The sequence below is a fragment of the Aquimarina rhodophyticola genome, assembly GCF_042434915.1.
GTDB lineage: Bacteria > Bacteroidota > Bacteroidia > Flavobacteriales > Flavobacteriaceae > Aquimarina.
On the sequence record NZ_CP170198.1, the window covers coordinates 2,987,364 to 3,001,281 of the forward strand.

General features: G+C 34.0%; 16 protein-coding genes. 1 reads left to right on the plus strand and 15 read right to left on the minus strand.

The window, feature by feature from the left end; genetic code table 11:
* Window positions 1-5 precede the first annotated feature (5 nt).
* From ACE939_RS12945 to ACE939_RS13000, 12 genes are all read right to left on the minus strand, one after another.
* Window positions 6-812 (minus strand): GLPGLI family protein, encoded by an 807-nt coding sequence (locus tag ACE939_RS12945; protein WP_378186013.1) that lies wholly within the window; start codon window positions 810-812, stop codon window positions 6-8.
* 61 nt (window positions 813-873) lie between these two features.
* Window positions 874-1,053, minus strand: a complete 180-nt coding sequence (locus tag ACE939_RS12950; RefSeq protein ID WP_378186014.1) for a hypothetical protein — start codon at window positions 1,051-1,053, stop codon at window positions 874-876.
* A gap of 260 nt (window positions 1,054-1,313) precedes the next feature.
* Window positions 1,314-2,177, minus strand: a complete 864-nt coding sequence (gene atpG / locus ACE939_RS12955; protein WP_378186015.1) for an ATP synthase F1 subunit gamma — start codon at window positions 2,175-2,177, stop codon at window positions 1,314-1,316.
* A 51-nt stretch (window positions 2,178-2,228) separates the two neighbouring features.
* Window positions 2,229-3,809 (minus strand): F0F1 ATP synthase subunit alpha, encoded by a 1,581-nt coding sequence (gene atpA, locus ACE939_RS12960; protein WP_378186016.1) that lies wholly within the window; start codon window positions 3,807-3,809, stop codon window positions 2,229-2,231.
* A gap of 59 nt (window positions 3,810-3,868) precedes the next feature.
* Complete coding sequence (atpH, locus tag ACE939_RS12965) at window positions 3,869-4,396, minus strand: ATP synthase F1 subunit delta (RefSeq protein WP_378186017.1); 528 nt, start codon at window positions 4,394-4,396, stop codon at window positions 3,869-3,871.
* A gap of 7 nt (window positions 4,397-4,403) precedes the next feature.
* Window positions 4,404-4,901, minus strand: coding sequence for a F0F1 ATP synthase subunit B (locus tag ACE939_RS12970; protein WP_378186018.1), 498 nt, complete (start codon window positions 4,899-4,901; stop codon window positions 4,404-4,406).
* An 89-nt stretch (window positions 4,902-4,990) separates the two neighbouring features.
* A complete protein-coding gene (atpE, locus tag ACE939_RS12975) occupies window positions 4,991-5,179 on the minus strand; it encodes an ATP synthase F0 subunit C (protein WP_004569351.1) in 189 nt (62 codons plus the stop codon).
* Between the two features lie 39 nt (window positions 5,180-5,218).
* On the minus strand, window positions 5,219-6,268 hold the full coding sequence (gene atpB / locus ACE939_RS12980) for a F0F1 ATP synthase subunit A (RefSeq protein ID WP_378186019.1): 1,050 nt from the start codon (window positions 6,266-6,268) through the stop codon (window positions 5,219-5,221).
* A gap of 225 nt (window positions 6,269-6,493) precedes the next feature.
* Window positions 6,494-6,880, minus strand: a complete 387-nt coding sequence (locus ACE939_RS12985) for a hypothetical protein (protein WP_378186020.1) — start codon at window positions 6,878-6,880, stop codon at window positions 6,494-6,496.
* Between the two features lie 79 nt (window positions 6,881-6,959).
* Window positions 6,960-7,193 (minus strand): AtpZ/AtpI family protein, encoded by a 234-nt coding sequence (locus ACE939_RS12990; RefSeq protein ID WP_378186021.1) that lies wholly within the window; start codon window positions 7,191-7,193, stop codon window positions 6,960-6,962.
* A complete protein-coding gene (locus tag ACE939_RS12995; RefSeq protein ID WP_378186022.1) occupies window positions 7,147-7,584 on the minus strand; it encodes a polymer-forming cytoskeletal protein in 438 nt (145 codons plus the stop codon). The genes ACE939_RS12990 and ACE939_RS12995 overlap by 47 nt, the downstream gene beginning before the upstream one ends.
* Before the next feature lie 16 nt (window positions 7,585-7,600).
* A complete protein-coding gene (locus tag ACE939_RS13000; protein ID WP_378186023.1) occupies window positions 7,601-10,216 on the minus strand; it encodes a tetratricopeptide repeat protein in 2,616 nt (871 codons plus the stop codon).
* Between the two features lie 404 nt (window positions 10,217-10,620).
* On the opposite strand from ACE939_RS13000, the gene ACE939_RS13005 reads away from it, so the two are divergent.
* Entirely contained in the window at window positions 10,621-11,673 is a 1,053-nt protein-coding gene (locus tag ACE939_RS13005; RefSeq protein WP_378186024.1) for a 2Fe-2S iron-sulfur cluster-binding protein, read from the plus strand.
* A gap of 49 nt (window positions 11,674-11,722) precedes the next feature.
* Here the strand turns inward: ACE939_RS13005 and ACE939_RS13010 are convergent, their stop codons facing one another.
* The 3 genes from ACE939_RS13010 to ACE939_RS13020 all read right to left on the minus strand — a co-directional run bounded on the left by ACE939_RS13010 (window position 11,723) and on the right by ACE939_RS13020 (window position 13,729).
* Window positions 11,723-11,926, minus strand: a complete 204-nt coding sequence (locus tag ACE939_RS13010) for a hypothetical protein (protein ID WP_378186025.1) — start codon at window positions 11,924-11,926, stop codon at window positions 11,723-11,725.
* Window positions 11,927-12,075: 149 nt separating this feature from the next.
* On the minus strand, window positions 12,076-13,134 hold the full coding sequence (locus ACE939_RS13015; protein WP_378186026.1) for a glycosyltransferase family 9 protein: 1,059 nt from the start codon (window positions 13,132-13,134) through the stop codon (window positions 12,076-12,078).
* Window positions 13,121-13,729: a DUF4254 domain-containing protein gene (locus ACE939_RS13020; protein ID WP_378188450.1), complete on the minus strand. Its 609-nt coding sequence runs from the start codon at window positions 13,727-13,729 to the stop codon at window positions 13,121-13,123. The genes ACE939_RS13015 and ACE939_RS13020 overlap by 14 nt, the downstream gene beginning before the upstream one ends.
* Window positions 13,730-13,918 lie beyond the last annotated feature (189 nt).

The window sequence follows — 13,918 nt, forward strand, 5'->3', positions numbered from 1 at the left end:
TTCAATTATTCATAAACTTCTAAACTTAAATTTTTAGGATCTGGACATATCTCGCAGTGCTCGATACTTCTTGTTCCCCTAGGCGAAGATGCTTGTATCATGGCACTGATATCGTCGTACTTACTTTTAAGCGCTCCCACATAGGATTCATTAGTACTTAAATTATCAATTATTGGTTCTTTTAACTTTTCTTGTATTAAGAGGTCATCGGGATTCAAATTAACCGTTTCGGCGTAAAAAGAAAACTTGTCACGATTTTCAGTCGCTTCTAAAATCAATCCAGGTAGACCTCTCAGTTTCCATGGACCGCGAGTAACCGGGATTTCTGTAGTAAACCAAACCGTCCATTGTCTGCCTTTATAATCCGCTATTGCTTTTTGACAGTTATATTTTCCAATCTTTTTAGTCTCTTTCTGTAAAACCCAATCAATAGTGGTAAAAGATTCTTTGACAATAAAAAGTTTATTCGCGACAGTTTCTCTGAAAATTAATATTCTATTTTCAGTGTTGATATAGTAATAAGGCTCAGGATTATTACTTTTAATTATAGTAGTTTTAGCTTGTTGGCCTGCATCAAACTCCGATTCGTTTTCATCACTTATTTTTAGCTGTCTAATCTCTCCACTCTTTGTGTATAAAGATTTATGTGGGTCAAAATAAAGCGTGTAAGGATTAGTAAAGGTAGTTCCGTCTGGATTGGCAACAATGAAGTTATATGTTACTTCTCCACTTAATTCCTTTTGGGCTTTCACGGTAGAAAATAACCCTGAAGAGAATGCACATATAAAAACTATTAATTTTAGATTAGTCATGATATTAATTTTTTTTTTTAAAATAATCCACCTCTTTTTGTAAATTATTTGTCTACAATATCTAGCACGGTACTTCTTCTATTCTTACAAGAACTCCGTGTTCATCAAAATATCTATTTATTCTGGTACAAACGTCATCTTCTTCTACGGTTTCTATGTTAGCTTCTTTTGCTACGGTTAATTCTTCACTTGTGTTCATTGCATAAGAAGTATATGCAATTACTATTAATCCTAAGGTCAAAAATGTTTTTTTAATATTATAAGGTTTTAAAAATTAATTGTAACAAATATATTTAATATAAACAGAAACAGTTTTTATTTTGAAGCCTACACTAATACTGACAACAATCGGTGAGGTGAGTTAGGTTGATTATGACAATATTAACACTTCTGAGTTGATTTCAGCAACGGCAAAACCTCACACTCACTACGGTGAAATAGATTATAAAACTAAAAAAGCCCGCATAAAGCGGGCTTTTAATGTATTTGAATAATGAATACTTATCCGTTCAGTGCTTCTGCACCACCAACGATCTCTAAGATCTCATTAGTAATAGAAGCTTGTCTTGCTTTATTATAGGATAATTTAAGCGCATCTCTAAGCTCTGTAGCGTTATCTGTAGCTTTATGCATTGCTGTCATACGTGCACCATGCTCTGAGGCAAAAGAATCTCGTATTCCCTTATACAATTGCATCTTTAGCATCTTCGGAATTAATTGCTCTACAATTTCCTCTTTTGACGGTTCAAAAATATAATCAACACTGGCAGTAGCCTCTTCACTAGCGATAGGAACAATTGGTAAAAATTGTTCGGTTGTTACGATTTGAGAAGCTGCATTTTTAAACTTATTGTATACTACAAGCACCTTATCATAGTCTCCTTTGGTAAAGCGATCCATAATATCGGTTGCTATATCAGCTACGTTGGCAAAGGTTAAATCATCATATAAAGAACTTTTATTAGCAACAATTGTATGAGATTTGGCTACTATATCGTGTACCTTTTTACCGATCGTTATAAAATCAACTTGCTTACCAGCATATTGATTTGTATAAATATCACGTACAGCTTTAATAATATTTGTATTAAACGCTCCAGCCAGTCCTCTGTTTGAAGCAATCGCTACCACCAATACTTTATTTACTTCGCGTTGCTCTGCATATGAACTACCATTATCATTATCCAATGCTGCACTTAAGTTTTGTAGCAATTCGGTTAATTTGTCTGCATAAGGACGCATCGCAGTAATAGCCGACTGTGCCTTATTCAACTTTGCAGCAGATACCATTTTCATGGCGCTGGTAATTTGCATCGTTGAAGATACAGAAGTAATTCTATTACGTAACTCTTTTAAATTTGCCATTTCTTAAAACAATCAATTCTGAATTCTGAATTTTGAATTCAATATTCTAAATTAGTTCTTATATTTTGCCGAAATCTCTTTTGAAGCCGTTACTAAAACATCAATTACTTCGTCAGTTAGTTTTCCAGCTTTTAAAAGATCTAAGCTATCTCTATGCTTTGCATTAAGATATGCCAAATAATCTTTTTCAAATTCTTTTACCTTATTTACAGGAACATCTCGTAACAAATTCTTAGAACCTGCGTAAACGATTGCAACTTGATCTTCTACCGTGAAAGGATCATTTTGAGCTTGCTTTAAGATCTCAACATTACGCTTTCCTTTTTCGATAACATTTAAGGTTGCCGCATCTAGGTCTGATCCAAACTTAGCAAATGCCTCTAATTCACGAAACTGTGCCTGATCCAGTTTTAAAGTACCTGCTACTTTTTTCATGGATTTAATCTGCGCATTACCACCAACTCGAGATACCGAAATACCTACGTTAATTGCCGGACGAACTCCAGAGTTAAATAAATCAGACGTTAAGAATATCTGACCATCTGTAATCGAAATTACGTTCGTAGGAATATATGCAGATACGTCACCCGCCTGTGTTTCAATAATTGGCAATGCTGTTAATGAACCTCCACCTTTTACTTTACCCTTTAAAGAATCAGGTAAATCATTCATGTCTTTTGCAATCGTATCATCTGCAATAACTTTTGCGGCACGCTCTAATAATCTAGAGTGAAGATAGAAAACATCTCCAGGGTATGCCTCACGTCCTGGTGGACGACGTAATAATAAAGATACCTCACGATATGCTACTGCTTGTTTTGATAAATCATCATATATAATTAATGCTGGACGACCTGTATCTCTAAAATACTCACCGATTGCTGCACCAGCAAAAGGAGCATATACCTGCATTGGAGCAGGATCAGATGCATTTGCAGCTACAATCGTTGTATACGCCATAGCACCTTTGTCCTCAAGAACTTTTGCAATACCAGCAACGGTAGATGCTTTTTGTCCTATAGCTACATAAATACAATATACTGGCTCACCAGCATCATAAAATTCTTTTTGGTTAAGGATCGTATCGATACAAACAGTAGTTTTACCGGTTTGACGATCACCAATAACAAGCTCTCGCTGACCTCTACCTACAGGTACCATCGCATCGATAGATTTAATTCCTGTTTGCAAAGGCTCGGTTACTGGCTGACGAAACACAACTCCAGGAGCTTTACGCTCTAGTGGCATCTCAAAGGTTTCTCCAGCGATAGGACCTTTCCCATCAATTGGAGCACCTAATGTATCTACTACACGTCCTACAATACCTTCACCTACGTTAATAGATGCAATTCGTTGTGTACGTTTTACAGTAACACCCTCTTTAACCTCTGTAGAAGGACCTAAAAGTACTACCCCAACATTATCCTCTTCAAGATTTAGAACGATCCCCTCTAATCCAGATTCAAATTGCACTAATTCTCCATATTGAGCATTAGATAGACCGTAGATTCGAGCGATACCATCACCTACTTGTAATACCGTTCCTACCTCTTCTAGCGAAGCCGTAGCTTCAAAACCAGATAATTGTTGTTTTAATATTGCTGAAACTTCAGCAGGATTCACTTCTGCCATTTTATAATAGTTTAGAAGAACAAGTTGTATTACTTATTCCCTTATTATTAGTTTTACTTTTAATTACTCAATTCTCTTCTTAACGAAGTTAACTTACTTGCTACACTTGCATTATACTGCAAATCTCCAACACGTAGGATAAATCCACCTATAATACTTTCATCAACGATATTCTCGATAGTTGCATTGTACCCTGTAAATTCTTTCACTTTAGCCAACACTTTAGTACGCATAGCATCACTAAGCGGCACAGCCGATGTGACTGTTGCTACTTGTGTGTTGTTAAGTTTGTTATACAAAGTAGTATATTGCTTTGCTACTTCTTTTAACGAAGACACTCTTTTGTTTGCAATCAATACATCAAAAAGATTTTGTGTAGTATTGGTTGTGATTTTAAAGATCTGACGTAAAGATTCACGCTTAACTTCATTATTAAATAATGGACTGTTTAGCAACATACGCAATTCTGCGTTAGCATCTATAGTATCAATAATACTATTCATATCCTGTTGAATACTTTCGGTTGCTTTTTGTTCTTGCGCCAGACTTAAAACTGCTTTTGCGTAACGTACTGCTGCTCTACTCATAACTAATCTAGTTTAAAGTAACATCTCCCAACATAGAATCAACCAAATTCATTTGGTTTTCTTTATTGTCTAATTCTTTTCTTACTACCTTTTCTGCTATCTCGATTGAGATCGCTGCTACTTGCTGCTTAAGCTCTGCTATTGCCGCTTTTTTCTCACCTTCGATAGTTTCTTGAGCTTGCGCCACAATTTTATTAGCTTCTTGTTGCGCTTCGTCTTTTGCCTCGGTAAGCATAGTTTCTTTTAAAATGCGCGCTTCTTTAAGCATATTATCACGTTCTGCACGTGCTTCTTTAATGATACGCTCATTATCCGCTTGTAGATTTTGTAATTCTTTCTTAGCATTTTCAGCAGCATCTAGTGCTCCTTGAATACCTTCTTCTCTGTCATTTAAACTATTGAGAATTGGTTTCCATGCAAATTTTCTCATTAAAAAGATTAAAATCAATAAAATGATGGCTTGCATAAAAAACAATCCGGGAGAAAAATCGTGTAAAAGATTCATTATTGCTATACTTTGTATTTATACTTTTGTTTAATTTTAAACAATTCCTGCAACCAACCGTTACAGGAATTGTTTATACTTTCTAGGAATTATTTTCCTAAGATTAATGCACCAAATGCTAAACCTTCTAAAAGTGCTCCGATGATAATCATTGCTGTTTGGATTTTACCAGCAGCCTCAGGTTGACGAGCAATTCCTTCCATTGCTTTTCCTCCAATTTGACCTAATCCGATTCCTCCTCCGATTACGATTAATCCTGCTCCAATTAAATTGTACATACTAATGATTTATATAATTAAACAAATTCTAATTCTTAATTAATGATGGTCGTGCTCGGCTACGGCCATCCCAATAAACAATGCTGATAACATTGTAAAAATAAAGGCTTGCAAAAATGCAACTAATATTTCAATTAACGTTATAAAAAGCGTTAACACTAACGATATCCCTGTTGATCCTACGGCGCCAAACTGTGCTTTAAGTAAAATCATTAATGCGATTAGACTCATTACCACAAAGTGTCCAGCAGTCATATTAGCAAACAAACGTATCAATAAAGAAAACGGTTTTGTCAACATTCCTAAAATCTCTATGGGCATCAAAATAATTTTCATAGGAACTGGTACGCCAGGCATCCAGAAAATATGCTTCCAGTACTCTTTGTTACCACTAAACTGTACTATAAAAAATGTAAATACTGCTAACGCAACTGTTACTGCAATGTTACCTGTTACATTGAATCCTAATGGAGTCATTCCTAATAAATTCAAGATCCAGATAAAGAAGAATACCGTTAAAAGGAATCCCATATACTTGCGATATTTTTTCTCACCAATATTAGGTCTCGCAATCTCATCTCTCACGTAAATTACCAATGGCTCTAAAACTCTAGCAAAACCTGTAGGAATTGGTCCTTTTTTATAACCTCTAGCCAACGCTGAAAATGCTAAAACCATTAATAAACCAGCCAATAGCATCCCAACTACACTCTTTGTTATAGAAAAATCCAAAGGTCTTGGGTTTGTTGGATGACCAGCTTCGTCAATCACCAACTCATCATCAGGTCCGTCTAATTTATATATTTTGCTATGATATAAGGTATAGTAATTTCCGTTTACCTCTGCTACAGTTTCACCGTGATGAAATTTAGAGGACATAAATACTTGTAATCCATCATCCCATAAAATAACAGGAAGTGGAAATCCATAATGTGTATTGGTTTCACCATCAGTATAGAAAACGAAATCGTGAGAATCTTGTAAGTGATGTTTGATGTACGCGTCAATCTCCTCTTTAGTATCTACTGGGTTTCCTCCTTGCGAAGTACCTCCATCGCTAGTAGATCCCGCGTAGGTAGTTGAACTCATAAAAAAAAGTAGAAGAACTACTATACAACTGAAGGGTCTATATAATACTTTCATTTGCTAAATTCTGGTGTTTTTTGTAAGTTCTGAATTTGGCTGCAAAAGTACATTAATAATTATCAATAAACATAGCTTTTTATAATAAATTCTCAATTTAACAATGCTAATACCTTGACTCATTTGCTTATTGTTAGAAATGAGACCTGTATCTATGTGCTACTAGTAAGATTAAATTTGCTTTAAAAAGGGAATAATTATTTTGATTAAAAGTATTGTATACAAAAAATAGCACACTAGAAAGACTAGTTTATCATTCCAAAATTCTACACTATCAAACCATCCCATTTGGTAGACAAAAAATGAAGCGATAATCATTTTTGCTAGTAATAACCCCAAAAAGACAAAGCCTGTATTTTTGGGTGAAAACAAATATGTTATAGCTGTAGAAAAGAACGTTAAAACTATTAAACTTAAAAAAAAGATATGTTGGGCTACTATTGAATCTTTTGCCTGTAGTTCTAGAGTATCTGCTATTACATAGCGATGGGTTGTAAACAGCACAGTTGCGCCCGCCAGAATGGGCAAGATTTTCTTTATAATTGAATGTTTAGTCAATCGCTTTGTTTTATGATGCGTGTAGCAACAAATTTTAAAAATGAGCTATAAGGATCTGTGTGGCATTTGCACAAGGTATCTATTTTACTTTAACGACTTGCCAAATTACTGAGGCTATCGCAAGAAATACAGCTGCTAGCCCTATCCATTTTTCATAGAAAGGCTCAGCGAATCCTTTTGCTTCGTCGATATAAACTCCCAAATAATAACCTCCAACGATAATTGCTAACATTTGGATACCAATGGTAGTATATTTGGCGTATTGCTTAAGCTGATTTGCCTTGCTCCTTGGTTGACTCCTGCTTTTTTTCATCTTGGTTAATTATTGATTTTACTCCACCCTTCATAACACAGGAAGCGTTAAAAGTAGCACCTGGTTCTACCGCAAGTTTACCTACTGTTACCTCTCCATCAATAACTGAATCTGGTTTTAATGACAAAGTTCCTGATACTAATAAGGTCCCAGAAAAGCTACCCTCAAAATCAGCATCAGAGCATTCTAATGTTCCCTTTATAAGACCCGACTTACCTACAACAACTTTTCCGGTTGTTTTAAATGTACCTTCGATAGTTCCTTCTACTCTAAAACCTCCTTCAGAAATTACATCTCCAACAATTTTGGTTCCTTCTGAGATTTTATTTTGATTCTTAGAGTAATCTGCCGTTGCGCTATGATCTCGCCCTTTTTTGTTGTCTGAAAACATGATAATTCTATTTTAATTATTGATTTGACACTAATTCATTATAATGCTCCAAGTTTTTATGAATTTGGAGAATTCGATAATTTGGTGATGCGATTACAAAGTATGCTGCTTTGATAGCAGGATAGTATTTCTTTTTTCTATTCCAGTTAGAAAGATCAACTCCTGTGGTGTTTTCTGTTTTACCAATACTTAGTAACTCAGCTAATCCTTCGGCCCCTAATTTGTTTCTTTTTGTATGAATTACTAAGAGTTGTTGACTATCATTATAAACATCTATAGATACTTTCATTTTATCATATCTTAGTTCTTTAAGGATGTTTTGAACAGTTTCTTTTAATTGCGTGATTTGATTATCCCCAAAGTTAGAAAATGGATAAACTAATTTATGATTATTTTGATCCTCTATATCCTGCGAAAACATTTTATTCTCTAATTGAGGTACTGCTGTTTGATAAATTGATTGCGCTTTTTTTCCTTCTGGACTTTGCGGATAATTTAAGGCTACATAATTAAGCGCTTTTTTGTACGCATCTAAACCTCTATAACGCCCTATTGCTTGAGCTTTTAATAATTCAAATTTGGGTATATATTCTTCGCTGTCTAATTGCGCTATCATTTTATCGCTTTGCACAATTACAGCATCGTATTGCTGTTGTTTAAAACGCAGATACAGTTGATTGTATATAGCTTCGGGACTTTCTTTATCTTGTTCTAAAGCTCGTTCTGGATTTTGCAAAATTTTTCCATACCGTGAAGTACCATGATCATTAATAATAGAAGTTTTTATACTATTTGCTAATGCGTCTTCTTCTCTTAGTTGATAAATTTTATATAGGTTGTATTTTGCTGGAACTATTAACCGTTGTTCGGGTTGATGCTCAAGTAAAAAATTAAGTTTATCAATTGCCAAATCATATTCTCTAAATTTCTCTTTGTAAATAATTCCTAATTGATAATATGAAAAATTGCGCTCTTTTTTTATACTATCGATGGCAACAGTCGATGTTGGGAGTTGATCTATATAAGTTTGTGGGTCGTAGAGAGGATCCTGATCAATATCATATACATCTTCAGTTACTGTTTCGGCTACTTGAACACTCAATGGATTTGTTATACTAGATATTCTCCAATTATCTTGCAACTCTCGATTACCATACATTCTTTTGAAACTGGTTTTCCCGAAACCAACTGTAGTTGGATTATAGAAATAAAATGTGCCTTCTGTATTAGAACCTCCAACAGCTTTAGGAGTTCTTGGATTATATCGTGACTCGTAGGGTAAAGCACTTTTTATACGTTCAACCTCGGCTGCTTCTAGTTTGGCAACTGCAATGGCCTTGATACTGTCGGTATATTTTGAATAGTATGCTGTTTTTTGTGAAGGCGACATAGCAACCACATTTAAAATACTATCATTCACTTTTGCTATGCCTTCATATAAAATAACATCATCAAGATTATCTCTTTTCTTTTTGAGCGTACGATATTTTTTTGAATTAACATTCATCCGCTCCAAAGTACTATCATAATATGCTCCTGCAAGTGCATATTCTTTACTATCAAACTCAATATCACCCAAAGCTTTGTAGTTAAGGGATTCGAGATATGTATCCTTTGAATTGGTTCTCAAAGATTTATTATAATTTTCAATCGCTAATTGCATAGAGTCTATAGCAGCATAGTATACCGCTTTCTGATTAAAAATACGATCTAGAAATGGCCTGTTTTCTCTATTTTTTTCTAATTTCTCTAATTCTTCTAACAAAATCGCATTTGTATTAGGCGAATACTCAAAATTACGTGCGCGTGCCATATGAGCATTGATAAGATATGCTCTGGATGTTCTCCTATTTAAATCTATAACTTGTGTAAAAGCACTGTTGGCACTATCCTTGTAATTAAGCTGATTTAATAACTGACCTTTAATAAAATAATATCTTCCTTTATATTCATTATTTTTTGTGTGAACACCTGCTTTATTAATATACGTAATAGCTGAATCAGTTTTTTTTAAATTGATAAATGCTTGTGCAATCATCGCTGTGGCATCTGCATAATCCTCGGTATCCAAAAACTCTTCATTGATCATTTTTTTGAGATCATCAATAGCCTTTTGATTATTATCTAATCGCATATTGGTTTTGGCTCTCCAAACTTTTGCGTGATTAATAGTGTTACTAGTAGGATACTTATATAGTATATAGTTAAATGCTTCTAATGCTGGTATAAATCTTTGCTCATTATAACGTGCTTTCCCCAGAAGTAAAAAAGCTTCATCTATCTTTGGATTGCGTTCTCTACCATCGATAAGCATACTATGCTTTTGTATTGCTTTTACGGCTTTCTCTTCAGCTCGGTCAAAATTTTCATTAAGTACTTCGTTTGGTAATCTTACATCCTCACTTACGGTAAGCCGTTCTACAGGTAACAATTCCCAGAAATTATCATTATACGATCTTACGATTTCTTCTTTTCCCTGATCATAAGCAATACGCCCATTATATAATGTATTGTTCTTTGTTGTAACATCATGCCACACTCTATTTATGAACTTATCTTTTTTACGTGAACATGCCAATCCTGTAATAAGGATAATAACAAAGCCAAATATTTGTAAAAATTTAAATTTCAAAAGCTGTAGTATTTATGATCAATAACTAAAATTGACAGTATTTGTTGTATTCACAAACCAATTATTGCCTCACTTAAGTGAGTAGAACTGTAAAAATACATTTCTTATTGTAAATTAGTGAATTGTTTATAGCTTTTTATCTAGGGTACTAGAAACTTCCAACATTTTTATTAGGACTATTTGATCTGTCAATTTGATTCTAATCTTTGATACAATTTGACTAATAAAACATTATTATGATGCTGTTGTATAAATTTTCATTCCAAATTGAAACTGCTCGTTCTGCATTTATTATTTTTGTCAAAAATTTTAGGGTTAGAAATTTACGCTATTTATTAAACACAGCATGTTCTTTTATCAAGAAGTAAAACTTTAGTTTAATAGTGGATTATATAATTACAAAGATGTCAGACTTTTATAAACTTACAGTAAAGAACATTATCAGAGAAACTCCAAAGGCTGTTTCTATTGAGTTTGAAATTCCAACAGATTTACTAGAAAAATTTAAATTCACCGCAGGTCAGTATGTAACGCTTAAGACTTCTATAAATGGGGAAGAAATACGAAGGGCTTATTCGTTGTGCAGTTCTCCCAATAGCCAAGCATTGAGAGTAGCTGTCAAAGAAATTGAGGGTGGGACTTTCTCTGCCTATGCCAACAATATTTTGAAGGTGGGAGATTCACTACACGTTCATATCCCTGAAGGAAATTTTAAACTTGTCACAGATTCTAGCAATCAAAAAACGTATGCAGCATTTGCAGCAGGCAGCGGTATTACTCCTATTTTAAGTATGATTAAAGCTGTTTTAGAAAATGAGCCTTCTAGTAAATTTATTTTGGCTTATGGTAATAGAACTCCTGCTGAAACCATATTTTTCAAAGAGTTATTAGCTTTGCAAGTCGCAAATCCAGATCGTTTATTTATCGAGTTTTTTTACAGTCGTACTCAAGAACCCGGGAGTCATTTTGGTCGTATTGAAAAATCTACAGTTAACTTTATTTTAAAAAATAAGTTTAAGGATCAAGCTATCAGCTCTTTCTTTTTGTGTGGTCCAGAAAGTATGATATCCATAGTAACGCAGCTGTTAGAAGAGCAAGGAGTATCCAAAGATAACATTCATTTTGAGTTATTTACTGCAAGTTCAAATTCAACTGAAATTGACGCAGCATTAGATGGAAAGACCTCTATCACAGTACTTGTTGATGATGAAGAGACTACCTTTGTAATGGACCAGAAAAAAACAATTTTGGATGCAGCACTTGATAAAAATATCGATGCTCCCTATTCATGTCAAGGTGGTGTTTGCAGTTCTTGTATTTGTAAAGTTACCGAAGGTACTGCAGTTATGGAAAAAAACAGTATTCTTACCGATGGTGAAATTGCTGAAGGTCTAATTTTGGCATGTCAAGCACATCCAACCTCAGCTACTATTAAAGTTGATTTTGATGATGTTTAAAATATAAAGAAGGGTGTAATTAATATGTTACACCCTTTTATTCTAAAATTTATAATACATAATTTATTCTTCCTATAAAAGGACAATTTGCATCGGTAAGACAATTAAAATAACAGGCATTCTCACCTCCACATCGAGAGTAACAATTTGCTCTAATGGTTACACACGACTCAAAACCTCCTCTTATAACACCAGTCTCTTTACGATCTAATGTACGGTAATTAAATTGCTTTAGTCTTTCAAGATTTTTCATAATATTAGGTTTTAAAAGTTACTTGTATAAAACCAAAATAGATATTTATTCAATAATAACTACCTAACAACCTGTTAATTAATACTTTAAAAACTACTTTATTACTTTCTATCAAGTATTATATACTCACTATTAGAGTATACTAATTTTTATAACTTATCGTAGATAGTAGAAATTATATTCTCGGGTTTAATGGAATGCATTACCTTCTCATACCCTTGTGGAACCTTATTTCCATAAATTGATGTTGGAATTCTATTATACCTATTTAAATCAGGCAATATGGCATGCTCTATAGGTTGAGCAAATGGAGCAAATCCAGTAAAGGGATGTGTAGCTCCCCAAATTGTGAGGGTTTTTACACCATACATAGCAGCTAGATGTGCGTTACCACTATCCATAGCCACCATACCATCTAGGTTAGCTATTAATCGTAGCTCATTATCAAATGAGAGCTTGCCAGCAATATTTACCACATTAGGGTATTTACTTGCTATTACATTTAATATATCTATTTCCTTTTTTCCTCCACCAAATAGAAATATATCAAACGTATCTGATTGATCAATGGCTGCGATTACTTTCACTATCAACTCAAAAGGATAGGTTTTACTCTCATATTGAGCAAAAGGAGCAATACCTAACCACTTTCTTGATGATTTTGGTAGTATATTATGGATTTCTGGCGTTAATGTAGGTTTATTTGGAAAACTATGCGTACTTAAATCAATAGGAAACCCTAAATTCTCAAAAACATCAGCATAGCGTTGATGCGTAGATTTTAACTGCTTAAAAATTTTATTGCTAGCTCTTGTAAGAGCTTTTTTTTCTTCTCTTCCCTTATCTATTTGCACAACTGGTATTCCGCTTAAGCGAAAAAAAGATTTTAAAATATTGGATCGCAATACATTGTGTAGATCGGCTACCGCATCGATCCCTAACCCTTTTAGTTCCTTACTTAATCTAAAAAGTCCCAAGGCGCCTTTATGAGCTCCAGCAACATCTGCAGAATATATCTCTACAGTAGGTATAGTATTAAATAGCGGAGCAAAAAACTTACGTGTTAGGACTGTAATTTTAAGATCTGGATATTGGGAACGTAAGACTCTAAGAACGGGAACTGTCATAGCTACATCTCCCATTGCAGACAAACGTATTACCAAAAGATGCTTACTATCTCCATGCATTTGAGAGTTATTTTTCGCCACGTAGCACAGGATTTAACTCCTCATCATTATACATCTTCATTTGTTTATAGACTTTCATATATTTATCTCCATTAGATATATCAACAAGTAGAGTGTCGATTGCGGTAGATAAATCCACTCGTTGTTCTAATAGAATGTCTAGTTTTTTCTGACAAGCATCGCGGTGTGTTGTACTAGCATCCTCACGCGTAGCTTCTTCATGCATGTGATAGATTTTGAGTGCCAAAATTGACAGCCTATCTACTCCCCAAGCTGGACTCTCTGTATTAATTGTTGCATTTTCTTTGGGAGTCACTCCTTGATATTGTTCTAAGAAGTAGCTATCGATATATTCAACCATGTCTGTTCGATCTTGATTAGAAGCGTCAATCAATCTTTTTAAATTGAGTGCTGCCACTGGATCAATATTAGGGTCTCTAATAATATCCTCATAATGCCACTGTACTGTATCTATCCAACACTTTCTATATAATAAATGCTCTATCACCTCATTTTTAGCGTGATATGGATTTTTAAAGGATTGATCAACCGTATTTACTATATGGTAAGTATCTATCACTTCCTTAAAAATTCGGTTAGCTTTTTGTGTAAATATCATTATTTATTATTTTAAAATTCGTCTGACGTGGTATGGTTATATACTATATTAATTGCCCTCGTATTGTAAAAAGGGTTCAAAACATTCAGACTAGCGCTGCAAAGGTATTATAATTTACTTGGAATTCCTGATTAAAATTATTGCGTAGCATTTCTACCTTTGTTTAATCACATTTCATTTTAAGAA

Bases quoted from the DNA above. Each gene is read 5' to 3' on its own strand.
- ACE939_RS12945 (WP_378186013.1), bottom strand. From the start codon at position 812: ATGACTAATCTAAAATTAATAGTTTTTATATGTGCATTCTCTTCAGGG.
- atpG (WP_378186015.1), bottom strand. From the start codon at position 2,177: ATGGCAAATTTAAAAGAGTTACGTAATAGAATTACTTCTGTATCTTCA.
- atpA (WP_378186016.1), bottom strand. From the start codon at position 3,809: ATGGCAGAAGTGAATCCTGCTGAAGTTTCAGCAATATTAAAACAACAA.
- atpH (WP_378186017.1), bottom strand. From the start codon at position 4,396: ATGAGTAGAGCAGCAGTACGTTACGCAAAAGCAGTTTTAAGTCTGGCG.
- ACE939_RS12970 (WP_378186018.1), bottom strand. From the start codon at position 4,901: ATGAATCTTTTACACGATTTTTCTCCCGGATTGTTTTTTATGCAAGCC.
- atpE (WP_004569351.1), bottom strand. From the start codon at position 5,179: ATGTACAATTTAATTGGAGCAGGATTAATCGTAATCGGAGGAGGAATC.
- atpB (WP_378186019.1), bottom strand. From the start codon at position 6,268: ATGAGTTCAACTACCTACGCGGGATCTACTAGCGATGGAGGTACTTCG.
- ACE939_RS12990 (WP_378186021.1), bottom strand. From the start codon at position 7,193: ATGAAAAAAAGCAGGAGTCAACCAAGGAGCAAGGCAAATCAGCTTAAG.
- ACE939_RS12995 (WP_378186022.1), bottom strand. From the start codon at position 7,584: ATGTTTTCAGACAACAAAAAAGGGCGAGATCATAGCGCAACGGCAGAT.
- ACE939_RS13005 (WP_378186024.1), top strand. From the start codon at position 10,621: ATGTCAGACTTTTATAAACTTACAGTAAAGAACATTATCAGAGAAACT.
- ACE939_RS13010 (WP_378186025.1), bottom strand. From the start codon at position 11,926: ATGAAAAATCTTGAAAGACTAAAGCAATTTAATTACCGTACATTAGAT.